The following is a 15,464-nucleotide window of genomic DNA, read 5'->3' as shown; positions in this document are numbered from 1 at the left end:
GGTGATCCAAATAGGAAGTCAGGTGTTAACAGCACGCGCGGGCTGCCGGTATTTTTCCGTAGCGCTGCACTACCGGCTTATCCGCGTCCAGGCATCCCCCGAAGGGCAACCCTGGCTGTGGCGAGCCTGAATCAGAAATGAAAAAGCCCAGCGCGACGGCTGGGCTCTATTACGCAAGGAGATAGAAGATCATGGAGTCCAGTAAGCAATCTTGCCGCCTGCACCAACAGCTACAAAATTGCCGTTGCCGTAGGCGACGCTCCGGATATCGGTTCCTGCGAAAGTGTTGGCTTGCTGAACCCAGCCGATCCCATCCTCGGAAACGGCTGTCTTGCCGCCGTCGCCGACAGCTACATACTTGCCATTACCGTAAGCAATGTCGCGGATGATGGTTCCACCGAAACTGGTATCTTCAACAGCAGTCCAGGTAAGCCCATCGGATGAATATGCCATCTTGCCATCCGCACCAACGATAAACATTTTCCCGTTGCAAAGCTTCATGGAAAGGATGGTGCTAGTGCCGAAGGTGCTGGTTCTGGTCGCAAATGATTGCGGATTTTCCGTCGCCATCTTCACAGCGCTAAGCAGCTTCCCATTCGATCCCGCAACCAACACAAAAACGCCAATGACGTTGACGCAGTACACAGTCTCGCTAGAGTTGAAGGTCGTAGTGCGCTCCACCTGGCCTGACCAATCGCCATAACGGGAAAAGACTTTACCGTTAGACCCAACCAGTATCCAGGTCGTGTCAATGCCGGAAATTGGCTGATAATACACGATGCCTTGCAAGTCTCCGGACGCGCGAGCAGTTGCCGTAATGTCTGTCCAAGCCCTTTCAGGGCGTGCTGTGCTGCCGTAGACCACATTGCCGGATTGAGAAAGGGCTTGAAGCTGTGTCCCAAGACCGTTCCAGTACAGGTCGTTGAGGACCTTTCCGCTATCAGAGGTGACGACGCCCTTAAGCTTGGTCCACGCTGTACCAGTTGCGTCTCCGCTGACAAGCTGAGTGGTTGTGGGAAGACCGTTGCCACCAGCCGCATAGAACTTGCCTTGCGCAAAAACTACGCGCCTAAGCATGCCGGTGTTATCCACCGGTTGTACTTGAGTCCAAAGATCTTGCAAGGTTTGAGACGCCGAGTTTGCGCTTTCCATTTTAAACTCCGTTACTTAGCTGATTTAAGTTCAGGCCTCTGTATTGGGCGTATGGCGCTCATGGGCGATTGCTCGAGGCTCGCGGCCTTCACATGATTCAGCGTCCCGCATCGGGAACATTTGATCTGGAGCTCTGTAAACCCACCCGTACGGGCGAGAAGTCTTTTGCAGTTACCGCATCTGAATTCTTTCAACATCTGCAAGTCCGTTTATTTATCTGCTAGGCCCCCTCCCGCTCGCGCGAGCAGTGAGGGCCCTGGCTGGCTACATCTGCGATCTGGCGTCTCCTGAGGGTGTTACAGCACCCTCTGGAGTCGCCCTCTCTTTTTTCGACCCCAACAAAAAGCCCTGAACTTGTCGGGGCTTTTTGCTTTCTTCCGGGCACAAAAAATCCGACACAATGGCCGTTTTTTGTGAATCATCATGATCGGCCTCAAGGGCTCGAGTATCTGCAGTTGCGCGCACCGGCGCTGTGGAACGCATAGTCGATTCAACTTGGGTTCACGCGGCCGTCCAAGCAAGGGCAGGAGTCGGCGTAGGTTTGCAGCAGTTGTTGCGCGGCCGCTTGGGTCAGCAGCTCGCTTTCGTTGTCGAGGCTGACCTTGAGTCTGGCCGCGCTTTGCGGCGCACGGGCGGCGACGTAGTCGACAACAAACGCCTTGAACTCCGCCAGCAGCGGTTCGAACTCATCGACCGCGATAATCGCCGGCTCCGCCAGTTGGTTCTGGCCTGGGATCAGCATGCTCATGTCACGACCTCGAAGGATTGTTGGCGGTTTTTCCAGGTGCCGGCAAAACGCAGCAATAACCCGGCGCCCTGGCGGGTGGCGACGATGACCTGGGGCTGGAAGTCGGCAATGCCGTTCTGGCGGTTGTAGAACGCTTGCGCGGCGTGGCTTTGGGCGAGGATCAACAGGTCGTCGCCAAGGTTCTGGCCAAACAGTTGCGGGATCATCGAGCCGTACAACGGGCGCTTCTAGCGAGTGCCCAAGGGGGTGGTCAGCGCTCGGGTGGCACGCTGTACGAATTGCAGCCAGTCATCCACGGCTGCCCCGGTGTTCCTATCGATTCCGATCATGGCAACTCCTTATGCGCGGCTGATCACGCGCCCCTGGTGATCCGCCACCGGGCCGCTCAAATGCACGCCGGCAGCATCCAGCGAAAGGCCGGTGGCACCGAGTTGCAGGGTGATGCCCTGGGCGCTCAGGGTCAGGCTGGCAGCACCGACCTTGACGTCGACCTGTTCGCGGGATCCGCTGAACGTGGTTGGGCCGTTAATCCAGTTGAAGGTATGGCTGGCATCGTCGTAGTCGCTTTGGGTGCCATCCTGATGGCGCCGCCGGATCAGCGAGGCCACGCTGGACACCGGTGGAAACAGGCTGCTGTTCAGCCCGAACAGCGCCACCGACTGCGCGCCCCCTTCCCCGCCGCCATAGTTGAGCAGCAGGCATTGTTCGCCCACCGATGGAATGGGTTTCGGTCTGCGCACCGGCGCTGGGGTTGAAGAACCGAATCGCCGGGGTAAGCAACTCACCATGGCTGACCTTGCAGGTATTGCTGGCAGCGTCGACCTCCTGGCACACGCCAATGCGGCAGAAACTGTCCGCGCGGCGATACAGGTCTTCGAGCTGGGCTTCCATTTCCGCCAGGCGCTCGACAATCGGCCCCAGTTGCATGCGTAACAATGCGTCGAACATGACCTACTCCTGCAGGGGCCGATATTGATCCGGATCGTCGATGTCCGAGACTTCCCAAGCGCGGGCAAACAGCGGTGTGCCGGTGGGGTCTTCGAGCAACGACGGGCCGAGATAAAGGGTTTGGGTGAAGGAAACGATCCAGGTGTCGTAGTCCGTTTCGGCGCTGGCGAGTCCAGAGGGCGCCGCAACGACGGCCGTGGGTAAATCGCACTGGTCCGACGGCAGGCCCCAGCGGTTATCCAGGGCCAGGTCCATCAATTGGCTGGCCAGGTCGCACGCGTCAAAAGGTGCCGCCGCGCTGGCGACCGTAACCCTGAGTGATACCGACAAGGCATGTGCCTTGCGCCCTTCACGGGAACGAACGCCGGGGCCGTTGCGTTCCACGCTGATCAGCACGCCGGTGTGATCCCCGGCGCCGGCAACGTCCTGGTGATTGCCTACCTGTAGTTGTGGGAAGGTACGCTTCAGCGCCTCCTCAATTGCTACAGGCAGTTGGGAGGGTTTTTCGATAAGTGTCATCAGTTGCGTCCTTGCAGCAGTTACTGCTGATCCGAGCGGGATGTCGGCGCTTCGTTGACCCCGATGCGCTTGGCCGCCCAGCGTTCATAAAGGCCGATGGCGACGTCCGCGCCGGCCATGGCCGTCAGGCAACCAATGGCGCCGGCGGTCCAGATCGACATGCCGGCGGCGTAACACAGCATCAATGCCGAAACCCCGCAGACCATGCACGCCCCGGACCGCAGGGCCAGGCGCCGGACCAGCGACCAACCGCGGGCGCCCTCCTTGTCGGCGCGCCACATTTCGCCGGATACACCGCCAATCAGCGCCAATGCGATCACCAGCCAGATAGGCATTTCCGCTAACGCTTGCTGCTCGTTTGTCATGTCACGCCTCCTGGCTGAGCAATGCCGGTAAGCACCGGCTTTTGGGTAAATCCATGTATAGGTAGGCATTCCAAAAAGCCCGGTTGCCCAGGCTTTTCAGTAATGCGGTCCAGCTTCGATCTTTCGGCGCTACTGGCGCGGTACGGATCTTTCCTCGATGTTTTTCCGACCACGATCCCTGTCTGCCGGATAACTGCTTCTGGTGCTTTACGCTGCACACCCGGGTCAGTTGCCAACCCTCTGAACCGTCAAGGCCGGTTCATCGCTGCCTGTTGCTGAAGCGGTGTCACTAAAGAGCGTCGGCATCCTTGCCGGTGTTGCCTGGCGTCCCTGCCATCGCTCTGATGGCGTCCTTGCCGATGTTGCGTGCCTTCCTTGTCTTCCTTGGCAGCATCCTTGCCGCCTCCACCAGACCTTATTGGCTGGCTTGGGATGAAGAATATGCATGTATGCATATACAGTCAATGCGTAAATGCATTTATTTTCACCTTGCTAATGCACTGATGCATTTCAGGCCTTTCGGGTAAATGGTTGGGCGATTTTCCACGGGCGAAAAAAAGCCCGCTCGATGGCGGGCTCCCTCTTACGCAAGGAGGTTAACGGGCGTACATCCCCCACCAGAACACATGACCGAGGATGCTGATCTGCTCATCCTGGATATCCTGGAAGCTGTAGTCTTCATCCGGGTGTTCATCGCGATTGAAACTGCGCAGGCGAATCCCGGAAGGCAGGCGATAGAGCTGTTTAACCCGCAGCTGGCCATTGTGATTGATGGCATACAAGTCGCCATCGACGATGTCGCCGATGCCACTTTTGCCAGCATTCACGCCGACCGTCGCGCCGTCGCGCAGTACCGGCAACATACTGTTGCCGCGCACCGTCACACACTTGGCCTGGTCGAACTGCACACCGTTATGCCGCAGGCTGCGCTTTCCAAAACGCAGGCTGGCCTTCTCGCTTTCCTCGATGACGAATCTTCCTGATCCAGCAGCCAATTCAACCTCGCGCAGAAAGGGGATCGACACCTCGTCATCATTAACGGGCGTGTCATCGTCCCACAGGCTTATATCCTTGAGTTCCGAATGCATCGGGTCGCGCCCGTCATCGCGCAAAGCCCCCACCGCCGCGCGCCCGCGCAGTTGATCGGTGCTGACGCGGAAGTACTCGGCGATGCGCGAGATGTGTTTATCCGACGGATCAACAATCTTGCCGCTGAGAATCCGGGACAACGTGGATTGAGGCACGCCAGTACGCCGGTGAAGCTCCGTGGGGGAGATCCGGTCGCGGTCCAGCAGTTCTCTTAAGACGATAGAAACGTTGCGTTTTTGCATAGCGGCGATAGTGACGGGAGTTTTTGGGGTTGGCAAATGCTAATTTGCATATTCCATGCACATCAGCGGAACTTCCGGGCAAAATAATATCAATTTGGCATGATCACCGCGGTACTTGATGCGGTGCGCTCAAACAGCGCCAGGCTGATTCCTGGCGAGCCAAGGAAGAAAGCAATGAAACTCGTGCTTGCCATTTTGTTGATGTTCAGTGGGTACATCTTTGCGGCAAGTTGCACCAGCATCAGCGACTCTGACCAACGAGCCTACTGCAACGCCCAGCAAAGTGGCTCCAGCTGCGAAAACATCAGCAATAGCGATTTGCGCACTCAGTGCAACGCAATGAAGCGTTGATCAGGATGGGCTAAGGGACAAAAAGGGTCGCCCGCACTTTTATTTACGTTCTACCTATCCGTTCATGACCTGCGAAGCCCCCAACCTTGCGTGCTAACCTTGCCGCCAACGCCCATTCACCTCAATTTAAAGCGGTATGCGGAAGACCACGAATGACCGAATGGAGAAATCAGAGCTTCTGGGGCAAGGCGTGGATATACGCCGTGCTGGCGCTCCTAATGTTGATCTCCGACGGCGCAGACTTCAGCTCGCTGGGCGGCGGGGGCTCTAATCGCAAGCGGGTCTTCAGCCCCGGGTTCATTGTGCTGTGCTGTTTCGTCGCGGTGATTGAATTGATAGCGCTGAACCATTTCTATGGGGCGAACTGATGAGTCGAGAGCACAGCGTTAAAAACCACCCCGTCAAGCATGGCAACCCGCCCCAGTGCCGACGGCGCCTTATATCTGCAAAGTGACCAGCTCTGCTATCGTGCCCCCCTCTTATAGAAATGGAAGCTTCGAAGAATGGACTCATGGAAGACTCTGGCAATCGCTGCCATGGTATTGATCGGCGCCCCAGCAGTGGCCGCAGAAAACGCCAACCCTTTCGATAAAGCGCTGATGTATACGACGTTCGTGCCCACCATCCTGGTTGCGGGAACCACCGCTCTCACGACCGATGCGCCAAAGCTTTTCACATCGTCCAAAACCGATGCCCTGGCCTTTATCGGTTCGGACGGCGAGATCCGCGGTGCTGTGTTCGAACAGGCATCTCGGTACTATCGCGCGACCTACGCCTCGCCTCTTATGTCCGATATGCAACTGGCCAAGGCGATCGCCTCATCGTACTGAGGGAGGCATTTTCGGCTGCGTGCCAACAGCGACACGTCCCTGCAGAAGCCTTGCGCATTTAAACAAATGCGCCATCCCACTTTGCGTTTTACCTATCCGTTTGCGACCTGCGAAGGGCCGACCTCGCGTGTTAACCTTGCAGCCATTGCAAAATCAGCAGGGCCGAGCGCCCCCCCTTTGCCCCACTCCTTTCAACGAATTTGCCTATTATCCAATGAGTAAAAACACGTCCGATCTGTCCTCTCACACCCCGATGATGCAGCAGTACTGGCGCCTGAAAAACCAGCACCCTGATCAGTTGATGTTCTATCGCATGGGCGACTTCTACGAGATCTTCTATGAAGACGCGAAGAAGGCCGCCAAGTTGCTGGACATCACCTTGACCGCGCGCGGGCAGTCGGCGGGGCAGTCGATTCCGATGTGCGGGATCCCTTATCACTCGCTGGAGGGTTACCTGGTCAAGCTGGTGAAGCTGGGCGAATCGGTGGTGATCTGCGAGCAGATCGGCGATCCGGCCACCAGCAAGGGCCCGGTGGAACGACAGGTGGTGCGCATTATTACCCCGGGGACGGTGAGCGATGAGGCGCTGCTGGATGAGCGTCGCGATAACCTGATCGCCGCGGTGCTGGGCGATGAGCGCTTGTTCGGGCTTTCGGTACTGGACATCACCAGCGGCAATTTCAGCGTGCTGGAGATCAAGGGCTGGGAAAACCTGCTGGCGGAGCTGGAGCGCATCAACCCGGTGGAGCTGTTGATCCCGGATGATTGGCCCAAAGACCTGCCAGCGGAAAAACGCCGTGGGACCAAGCGTCGTGCGCCGTGGGATTTCGAGCGTGACTCGGCACTGAAAAGTCTATGCCAGCAGTTCTCGGTGCAGGACCTTAAAGGCTTCGGTTGCGAAACCCTGACCCTGGCCATCGGCGCTGCGGGTTGCCTGCTCAGCTACGCCAAGGAAACCCAGCGCACCGCCCTGCCGCACCTGCGCAGCCTGCGCCACGAGCGCCTGGACGACACCGTGGTGCTCGATGGCGCGAGCCGTCGCAACCTGGAACTGGACACCAACCTGTCCGGCGGGCGCGATAACACCCTGCAATCGGTGGTCGACCGCTGCCAAACCGCCATGGGCAGCCGTCTGTTGACCCGCTGGTTGAACCGTCCGTTGCGGGATTTGACGGTGCTGCAGGCGCGCCAGACGTCGATTACCTGCCTGCTGGACGGCTATCGCTTTGAAAAGCTGCAGCCGCAGTTGAAGGAGATCGGCGACATCGAGCGCATCTTGGCGCGGATCGGCCTGCGCAATGCGCGGCCCCGTGACCTGGCGCGTCTGCGCGATGCCCTCAGCGCCCTGCCGCAACTGCAAGTGGCGATGACCGAACTGGACACGCCGCACCTGCAACAACTCGCCGTAACGGCCGGTACCTACCCGGAACTGGCCGCGCTGCTGGAAAAGGCCATTATCGACAACCCGCCGGCGATCATCCGTGACGGCGGTGTACTCAAGACCGGCTACGACAGCGAACTGGACGAACTGCAGTCCCTGAGCGAAAACGCCGGGCAGTTCCTGATCGACCTGGAAGCCCGCGAGAAAGCCCGCACCGGCCTGGCCAACCTGAAAGTGGGCTACAACCGCGTGCATGGCTACTTTATCGAGTTGCCGAGCAAGCAGGCCGAGTCGGCGCCCATCGACTATCAACGCCGCCAGACACTCAAAGGTGCCGAGCGTTTTATCACCCCGGAGCTGAAGGAGTTTGAAGACAAGGCGCTGTCGGCCAAGAGCCGTGCCTTGGCCCGGGAAAAGATGCTCTACGAGGCGTTGCTGGAAGACTTGATCAGCCAGTTGGCGCCGCTGCAGGACACCGCCGCCGCCCTGGCGGAGCTGGATGTGCTGAGCAACCTCGCCGAACGGGCGCTGAATCTTGATCTGAACTGCCCACGGTTTGTCAGCGAGCCGTGCATGCGCATCGTGCAGGGACGTCACCCGGTGGTGGAGCAGGTGCTGACCACGCCGTTCGTCGCCAACGACCTGTCGCTGGACGACGATACGCGCATGTTGGTGATTACGGGGCCGAACATGGGTGGTAAATCCACCTATATGCGTCAAACCGCGTTGATCGTACTGCTGGCGCATATCGGCAGTTTTGTGCCGGCAGCCAGTTGCGAGCTGTCTCTGGTGGATCGCATCTTCACCCGGATCGGCTCCAGCGATGACCTGGCCGGTGGCCGTTCGACCTTTATGGTGGAAATGAGCGAGACCGCCAATATCCTGCACAACGCCACCGAGCGCAGCCTGGTGCTGATGGACGAAGTGGGTCGCGGCACCAGTACGTTTGACGGCCTGTCCCTGGCGTGGGCGGCGGCCGAACGGTTGGCGCACCTGCGTGCCTATACACTGTTTGCCACCCACTACTTCGAACTGACGGTGCTGCCGGAAAGCGAGCCGCTGGTGGCCAACGTGCATCTGAATGCCACCGAGCACAACGAGCGCATCGTGTTCCTGCACCACGTGCTGCCAGGGCCGGCCAGCCAGAGTTACGGGCTGGCCGTGGCGCAATTGGCCGGCGTGCCGAACGACGTGATCACCCGTGCCCGCGAACACCTCAGCCGCCTGGAAACCACGGCCTTGCCCCATGAAACCGTGGTGGCCAGCCCTGCCAAGGCCAGCCGCAAACCTGCTGCGCCGCATCAGAGCGATATGTTCGCCAGCCTGCCCCATCCGGTGCTGGATGAGTTGGCAAAACTTGACCTGGACGACTTGACGCCGCGAAAAGCGCTGGAAATGTTATATGCACTGAAGACTCGGATATAACGCTCACGCTTGCAAGCTGATAGACTCTCGCGCGGTTTGGGATGCTGCTGGCTCTTAGCCTGGCCTGCAGACTATCGCTCCCGAACCTCGCGAGCCCTACCACAAAGGGTTTCGCTGCCGCCGCCTGAGGAGAGAATTAGAAATGACCTTCGTCGTCACCGACAACTGCATCAAGTGCAAGTACACCGACTGCGTAGAAGTGTGTCCGGTGGACTGCTTCTACGAAGGCCCGAACTTCCTGGTCATCCACCCGGACGAGTGCATTGACTGCGCCCTGTGTGAACCTGAATGCCCGGCCGTCGCCATTTTCTCCGAGGACGAAGTCCCGGCGGGCATGGAACAGTTCATTCAGTTGAACGTTGAATTGGCTGAAATCTGGCCAAACATCACCGAGAAGAAAGATTCGTTGCCGGATGCCGCCGAATGGGATGGCAAACCCAACAAGATTGAGCAACTAGAGCGCTAAAAGCGCCGTTGCCCAACAAAAAAAAGGCCCTTCAAGGGCCTTTTTTGCGTTCCGGGGAACGCATTCACTTTTCTATAGACGAAAAAAGGGGCGGTATGACCCGCCCACATTTTTTCCCTAGTCCCTGTGTTCCTTTTCATCATCCTGATGAATCGCATCCTGCGACGTTCCTTCAACCATCGTTCCTTGATGGCTGTGTCAATCCGTGGACACAGGGCTGATGTTAGAGAGTTCCAAGGGAAGTTCAACGGGATCCAAACCGGGCACTGACAGGCTCCATCCCCCAGACAAAGATAATTAATTGTTATCTTTCAAACAGATAGAAAACTCCTTCAAAGATTCGAGACGCACACACCTAACAAAAAAACCAAACACTTACGAGAAAGTAAGTGAATGCTTACGCGCGCCATTGCGTAAAAGCGTAAAAGAACCCCATTAACCGATCTCCAGACAAGAAAAAGCCCCGACAACGTCGAGGCTTCTTGTCCTTCAGCGAGGTCAGTCGTCGCTGACCGTAATGGTCGGCATTGCCGGGGCCGCCGCTTCCTGCAGGACGATCCGGGCCCCCACATGACGAGCCAATTCCTGATAGATCATGGCGATCTGGCCATCGGGCTCTGCCGCTACCGTGGGCTTGCCGCCGTCGGCCTGTTCACGAATGCCCATCGACAATGGCAACGAAGCCAGTAGTTCAACGCCGTACTGGGTCGCCAGCTTCTCGCCACCGCCTTCACCAAACAGATGCTCTGCGTGGCCGCAGTTGGAGCAGATGTGCACCGCCATGTTTTCCACCACACCCAACACTGGAATGTTGACCTTGCGGAACATCTCCACGCCCTTCCTGGCGTCCAGCAAGGCCAGGTCCTGGGGCGTGGTCACGATCACCGAACCCGCCACCGGGACTTTCTGTGCCAGGGTCAGCTGGATATCGCCGGTGCCTGGCGGCATGTCGATCACCAGGTAATCCAGGTCGCCCCAGGCAGTCTGGGTGACCAACTGCAGCAACGCGCCGGACACCATCGGCCCGCGCCACACCATCGGCGTGTTGTCATCGGTCAGGAACGCCATGGACATGACCTCCACGCCCATGGACTCGATCGGCACGAACCACTTCTGGTCCTTGATCTTCGGCCGCGTGCCTTCGGCGATACCGAACATCACGCCCTGGCTCGGGCCGTAGATATCGGCGTCGAGAATACCCACGCGCGCGCCTTCACGGGCCAGGGCCAGGGCCAGGTTGGCTGCTGTTGTGGATTTGCCCACGCCGCCCTTGCCGGAAGCGACTGCCACCACGTTCTTGACGTTGGCCAGGCCCGGGATCTGCGCCTGGGCCTTGTGCGGGGCGATCACGCACTGGATGTCGACCTTGGCGGCACGCACGCCGTCGAGGCCCTCGATGGCCATTTGCAGCATCTGCGCCCAACCGCTCTTGAACAGGCCGGCGGCATAACCCAGCTCCAGTTGGACCGAGACCTGGTCACCCTGGACCTCGATGGCGCGTACACAGCCGGCGCTGACCGGATCCTGGTTCAAATAGGGGTCGGTGTACTGGCGAAGAACGGCTTCCACCGCTGCGCGATTGACGGCGCTCATGGGCAACTCCCGAAAAAAGACTGACTGAAACAGGCGGCTATCCTAACCGTTCCAGCCGCGTTACGGCATGCTTTCGCAGGTGCGGAAGATTCTGAAACAGCACCACGGGGTGAAATAAATTTCCTGGCGCTTTATAGTGGCCGACCTCCGTTTCATCAAGTAGCCGAGCCCCATGTCCGAGCCACGCAAGATCCTCGTCACCAGCGCCCTGCCCTATGCCAATGGTTCCATCCATCTTGGCCATATGCTTGAGTACATCCAGACCGATATGTGGGTGCGCTTCCAGAAGCATCGCGGCAATCAATGCATCTATGTCTGCGCGGACGACGCCCACGGTTCGGCCATCATGCTGCGCGCCGAAAAGGAAGGCATCACCCCGGAACAACTGATCGCCAATGTGCAGGCTGAACACAGCGCCGACTTTGCCGAGTTCCTGGTGGACTTCGACAACTTCCACTCGACCCACTCCGCCGAAAACCGCGAGCTGTCGAGCCAGATCTACCTGCGCTTGAAGGACGCCGGGCACATTGCCACGCGCTCGATCACGCAGTATTTCGACCCGGAAAAGAAAATGTTCCTGGCCGACCGCTTCATCAAGGGCACCTGCCCGAAATGCGGCACTGAAGACCAGTACGGCGACAACTGCGAGAAGTGCGGTGCCACCTACGCACCGACTGACCTGAAGAACCCACGCTCGGCGATCTCCGGCGCCATCCCGGTACTCAAGGATTCCCAGCATTTCTTCTTCAAGCTTCCGGATTTCCAGCAGATGCTGCAAACCTGGACGCGCAGCGGCACCCTGCAGGACGCCGTGGCCAACAAGATCGCCGAATGGCTGGATGCAGGCCTGCAACAGTGGGACATCTCCCGCGATGCGCCGTACTTCGGCTTCGAGATCCCAGGCGAGCCCGGCAAATACTTCTATGTGTGGCTGGACGCGCCGATCGGCTACATGGCCAGCTTCAAGAACCTCTGCGACCGTACGCCGGAGCTGGACTTCGATGCGTTCTGGGGCAAGGACTCCACCGCCGAGCTGTACCACTTCATCGGCAAGGACATCGTCAACTTCCACGCCCTGTTCTGGCCAGCGATGCTCGAAGGTTCGGGCTACCGCAAGCCAACCGGCATCGCCGTACACGGCTACCTGACGGTCAACGGCCAGAAGATGTCCAAGTCCCGTGGCACCTTTATCAAGGCACGCACCTACCTGGACCACCTGTCGCCGGAATACCTGCGCTACTACTACGCCTCCAAGCTGGGCCGTGGCGTCGACGACCTGGACCTGAACCTGGAAGACTTCGTCCAGAAGGTCAACTCGGACCTGGTCGGCAAGGTGGTCAACATCGCCAGCCGCTGCGCCGGTTTTATCCACAAGGGCAACGCCGGCCTGCTGGTGGCCGAGAACGCCGCACCGGAACTGACCGACGCGTTCCTGGCTGCCGCACCAAGCATCGCCGACGCCTATGAAGCCCGCGACTTTGCCCGCGCCATGCGCGAGATCATGGGCCTGGCCGACCGCGCCAACGCCTGGATCGCCGACAAGGCGCCCTGGTCGTTGAACAAGCAGGAAGGCAAGCAGGCTGAGGTCCAGGCGATCTGCGCCACCGGCGTCAACCTGTTCCGCCAGTTGGTGATCTTCCTCAAGCCCGTGCTGCCATTGCTGGCCGCCGACGCCGAGGCGTTCCTCAATGTCGCTCCACTCACCTGGAACGACCACACCACGCTGCTCAGCAACCATCAGTTGAATGAATTCAAGCCTCTGATGACCCGGATCGACCCCGTCAAGGTCCAGGCCATGACCGACGCCTCGAAAGAAGACCTGGCCGCCAGCCAGACCGATACCGGCGAATCGAAACCAGCCGGTAACGGCGAGCTGGCCAAGGACCCGCTTTCCCCGGAAATCGACTTTGACGCCTTTGCTGCCGTGGACCTGCGCGTGGCGCTGATCATCAAGGCCGAAGCCGTGGAAGGGGCTGACAAACTGCTGCGCCTGACCCTGGATATTGGTGACGAACAACGCAACGTGTTCTCCGGAATCAAGAGCGCCTATCCGGACCCGTCCAAGCTCAATGGTCGCCTGACCATGATGATTGCTAACCTCAAGCCGCGGAAAATGAAGTTCGGTATCTCCGAAGGCATGGTGATGGCGGCCGGTCCCGGCGGTGAAGAAATCTATCTGCTGAGCCCGGACAGCGGCGCCAAGCCGGGTCAACGTATCAAGTAAGCGCTGCAAAACAGCCCCGTCGTTTCCGCGACGGGGCTTTTCAACTAGTCCCCCTTTCTCGCTTGCCGGATAATCAAACCCTGTTTGTCCAACCGGCACGCCAATGACCACTCCATGAATCTGATTCAACGTATCGACGCGCTGCTACCGCAGACACACTGCGGCAAGTGCGGGCACCCGGGCTGCAAGCCTTACGCCGAGGGTATCGCCCGGGGTGAGGCAATCAACAAATGCCCGCCTGGAGGACAGGAGACAATCACTGGCCTTGCGCGATTACTGCGAGTCCCCATTCTGGAACTGGACACCAGCCGCGGGGAAGCTCCTGCCCAGGTGGCCTACATTCGCGAGGCCGAGTGCATCGGCTGCACCAAATGCATTCAGGCCTGCCCGGTGGACGCAATTGTCGGCGCCGCCAAGTTGATGCACACCGTCATCGTCGATGAGTGCACGGGTTGCGACCTGTGCGTCGCGCCCTGCCCCGTCGACTGCATTGAGTTGCGCCCACTGGTCACAGGGCTGCCGATCGTCGGCGGCCTGGCAGCGAACGAAAACGAACGCCGTGAACGAGATTTCAAGCGCGATCGTGCCCGGCAACGCTTTGAACAACGCAATGCGCGACTGCAACGGGAAGAAGAGCACAGGATTGCCCAGCGTGTGGCGCGGCCTCAGCGTTCAGCACCAACTCCCCCTTTGCAACTTGACGCAGCGCGGGCCGCCCAGGATGCGGAGGTAAAAAAAGCCAAGATCAATGTGGCCATGAGCCGAGCCCAATTGCACAAATCCTTGAAGGCTTTCGGGCACCCGCCGACCTTTGAACAACAATCCCAACTGATCGCCCTGCAACAGCAGTTCGAGGCAGCGGAGCAAGCATTGGCAGCACTGGACCAGAATCACGCCGCGCCAACACCGCTGCCTGCCGCCGTCAACAACGCCGACCTCAAGCGCGCCAAAATCCAATTGGCGATGCGTCGTGCCGAGTTGAAGAAAGCCCTGGACCAACAGGCTGATCCGCAACAATTGGCCGACGCGCAACACAAGCTCGATGATGCGCAGCGACAAGTAGCCACCCTTGGTACATGACCGATAATCCTGCTTGCAGGGCTTCAGGCCTGGACCCACTATTCGAAACTACGCTGACTGCCCGAAAGGAACCTTCCGCCCCATGAACGCCGCAAAACGCCTGGAAATTTTCCGCAGGCTTCACGAAGACAATCCGGAACCCAAGACCGAACTGGCCTACTCCTCGCCGTTCGAGTTACTGATTGCCGTGATCCTGTCGGCCCAATCCACGGACGTCGGCGTCAACAAGGCCACGGCCAGGCTGTATCCCGTGGCAAACACGCCAGAGGCGATTTATGCCCTGGGTGTGGACGGGTTGTCGGAGTACATCAAGACCATCGGCCTGTACAACAGCAAAGCCAAGAATGTCATCGAGACCTGCCGCTTGCTGATAGAACGGCACAATAGCGAAGTGCCAGAAACCCGCGAAGCGCTGGAAGCCCTGCCGGGGGTGGGCCGTAAAACCGCCAACGTGGTGCTCAACACCGCATTCAGGCAACTCACCATGGCCGTGGACACCCATATTTTTCGGGTTAGTAATCGAACCGGCATAGCACGCGGCAAGAACGTGGTCGAAGTGGAAAAGCAGCTCATGAAGTTCGTGCCCAAGCCATACCTGCTTGACTCCCACCATTGGCTGATCCTGCACGGACGCTATGTTTGCCAGGCCCGCAAGCCGCGCTGCGGCAGCTGCCGCATTGAAGACCTGTGCGAATACAAGGACAAGACGTCGGACGATTGAGGGTTCATTGGTTTTCTCGATCAGTCGATTGAAAAAATCTTTTTTACCCATTCATGGATTATCGTTATAAGGAGCGCCAACGGCAGTCTTACTCCGGAGTTAACGTTATGAGCACTGACAAAGAACAGTTGGATGTGGAAGACGACCTCGTTGAATCGGAGGACGATGGCGTGGAAGCACCTGTGGCAGAGGTCGCCAAGACCAATCTGAGCAAACGCCGTACTATCGACAACCTTCTGGAAGAACGACGCTTGCAAAAACAACTGGCCGACTACGACTTCGACCTCTGATCAAGCGGTCGACGGCCGGAAGCCTCCCTGACGGAGGCTT

At 58.9% G+C, this 15,464-nt stretch carries 16 protein-coding genes and 3 pseudogenes; 9 read left to right on the top strand and 10 right to left on the bottom strand.

Going from position 1 to position 15,464, the window contains the following annotated elements; genetic code table 11:
- Positions 1–189: 189 nt before the first annotated feature.
- The 5 genes and pseudogenes from NIBR502773_RS21460 to NIBR502773_RS21440 form a co-directional block, all read right to left on the bottom strand.
- On the bottom strand, positions 190–1,152 hold the full coding sequence (locus tag NIBR502773_RS21460; RefSeq protein ID WP_115485714.1) for a hypothetical protein: 963 nt from the start codon (positions 1,150–1,152) through the stop codon (positions 190–192).
- Positions 1,153–1,163: 11 nt separating this feature from the next.
- A complete protein-coding gene (locus tag NIBR502773_RS21455; RefSeq protein ID WP_115485713.1) occupies positions 1,164–1,349 on the bottom strand; it encodes a Com family DNA-binding transcriptional regulator in 186 nt (61 codons plus the stop codon).
- A gap of 365 nt (positions 1,350–1,714) precedes the next feature.
- Positions 1,715–1,900 (bottom strand): annotated as a pseudogene (locus NIBR502773_RS21450) (baseplate J protein); the annotation flags it as partial.
- Positions 1,897–2,229: pseudogene (locus NIBR502773_RS21445) on the bottom strand (phage baseplate protein). The pseudogenes NIBR502773_RS21445 and NIBR502773_RS21450, both read right to left, overlap by 4 nt.
- A 9-nt stretch (positions 2,230–2,238) precedes the next feature.
- Positions 2,239–2,734: pseudogene (locus NIBR502773_RS21440) on the bottom strand (phage baseplate assembly protein V).
- Here NIBR502773_RS21440 and NIBR502773_RS30985 point away from each other — a divergent pair.
- Entirely contained in the window at positions 2,687–2,833 is a 147-nt protein-coding gene (locus tag NIBR502773_RS30985; RefSeq protein ID WP_227451278.1) for a hypothetical protein, read from the top strand. The pseudogene NIBR502773_RS21440 and the gene NIBR502773_RS30985 sit on opposite strands and share 48 nt — an antisense overlap.
- An 18-nt stretch (positions 2,834–2,851) precedes the next feature.
- Here the strand turns inward: NIBR502773_RS30985 and NIBR502773_RS21435 are convergent, their stop codons facing one another.
- From NIBR502773_RS21435 to NIBR502773_RS30640, 4 genes are all read right to left on the bottom strand, one after another.
- Positions 2,852–3,367: a hypothetical protein gene (locus NIBR502773_RS21435; protein ID WP_141156885.1), complete on the bottom strand. Its 516-nt coding sequence runs from the start codon at positions 3,365–3,367 to the stop codon at positions 2,852–2,854.
- A gap of 20 nt (positions 3,368–3,387) precedes the next feature.
- Positions 3,388–3,732: a phage holin family protein gene (locus NIBR502773_RS21430; protein ID WP_027604569.1), complete on the bottom strand. Its 345-nt coding sequence runs from the start codon at positions 3,730–3,732 to the stop codon at positions 3,388–3,390.
- A gap of 596 nt (positions 3,733–4,328) precedes the next feature.
- Positions 4,329–5,072, bottom strand: a complete 744-nt coding sequence (locus NIBR502773_RS21425; protein ID WP_169899530.1) for an XRE family transcriptional regulator — start codon at positions 5,070–5,072, stop codon at positions 4,329–4,331.
- A gap of 80 nt (positions 5,073–5,152) precedes the next feature.
- A complete protein-coding gene (locus tag NIBR502773_RS30640) occupies positions 5,153–5,305 on the bottom strand; it encodes a hypothetical protein (protein ID WP_168209008.1) in 153 nt (50 codons plus the stop codon).
- Positions 5,306–5,566: 261 nt separating this feature from the next.
- Here NIBR502773_RS30640 and NIBR502773_RS21420 point away from each other — a divergent pair, with 261 nt between their 5' ends.
- The 4 genes from NIBR502773_RS21420 (at position 5,567) to fdxA (ending at position 9,516) form a co-directional block, all read left to right on the top strand.
- Positions 5,567–5,782: a hypothetical protein gene (locus tag NIBR502773_RS21420; RefSeq protein ID WP_115485711.1), complete on the top strand. Its 216-nt coding sequence runs from the start codon at positions 5,567–5,569 to the stop codon at positions 5,780–5,782.
- A gap of 135 nt (positions 5,783–5,917) precedes the next feature.
- The gene (locus NIBR502773_RS21415) at positions 5,918–6,244 is read left to right on the top strand and encodes a DUF2388 domain-containing protein (RefSeq protein ID WP_141156884.1); all 327 of its coding nucleotides are present in this window, start codon (positions 5,918–5,920) and stop codon (positions 6,242–6,244) included.
- Positions 6,245–6,458: 214 nt separating this feature from the next.
- A complete protein-coding gene (mutS, locus tag NIBR502773_RS21410) occupies positions 6,459–9,050 on the top strand; it encodes a DNA mismatch repair protein MutS (protein WP_065926522.1) in 2,592 nt (863 codons plus the stop codon).
- 142 nt (positions 9,051–9,192) lie between these two features.
- A complete protein-coding gene (gene fdxA / locus NIBR502773_RS21405) occupies positions 9,193–9,516 on the top strand; it encodes a ferredoxin FdxA (protein WP_027604581.1) in 324 nt (107 codons plus the stop codon).
- A gap of 498 nt (positions 9,517–10,014) precedes the next feature.
- On the opposite strand, the gene apbC is transcribed toward fdxA, so the two are convergent.
- A complete protein-coding gene (gene apbC / locus NIBR502773_RS21395; protein WP_141156882.1) occupies positions 10,015–11,109 on the bottom strand; it encodes an iron-sulfur cluster carrier protein ApbC in 1,095 nt (364 codons plus the stop codon).
- A 172-nt stretch (positions 11,110–11,281) separates the two neighbouring features.
- On the opposite strand from apbC, the gene metG reads away from it, so the two are divergent.
- The 4 genes from metG to NIBR502773_RS21375 all read left to right on the top strand — a co-directional run bounded on the left by metG (position 11,282) and on the right by NIBR502773_RS21375 (position 15,424).
- Entirely contained in the window at positions 11,282–13,333 is a 2,052-nt protein-coding gene (gene metG / locus NIBR502773_RS21390; protein ID WP_141156881.1) for a methionine--tRNA ligase, read from the top strand.
- Between the two features lie 114 nt (positions 13,334–13,447).
- A complete protein-coding gene (gene rsxB, locus NIBR502773_RS21385) occupies positions 13,448–14,413 on the top strand; it encodes an electron transport complex subunit RsxB (RefSeq protein WP_141156880.1) in 966 nt (321 codons plus the stop codon).
- Positions 14,414–14,495: 82 nt separating this feature from the next.
- Positions 14,496–15,134: an endonuclease III gene (nth, locus tag NIBR502773_RS21380; protein WP_027604585.1), complete on the top strand. Its 639-nt coding sequence runs from the start codon at positions 14,496–14,498 to the stop codon at positions 15,132–15,134.
- A gap of 107 nt (positions 15,135–15,241) precedes the next feature.
- Complete coding sequence (locus NIBR502773_RS21375) at positions 15,242–15,424, top strand: PA3496 family putative envelope integrity protein (protein WP_027604586.1); 183 nt, start codon at positions 15,242–15,244, stop codon at positions 15,422–15,424.
- Positions 15,425–15,464 lie beyond the last annotated feature (40 nt).

Source organism: Pseudomonas sp. NIBRBAC000502773, assembly GCF_006517195.1.
In the GTDB taxonomy this organism is placed as follows: domain Bacteria; phylum Pseudomonadota; class Gammaproteobacteria; order Pseudomonadales; family Pseudomonadaceae; genus Aquipseudomonas; species Aquipseudomonas marginalis.
The sequence above is the reverse complement of the archived record's forward strand: the minus strand, read 5'-3'. Positions and strand labels throughout refer to the sequence as shown.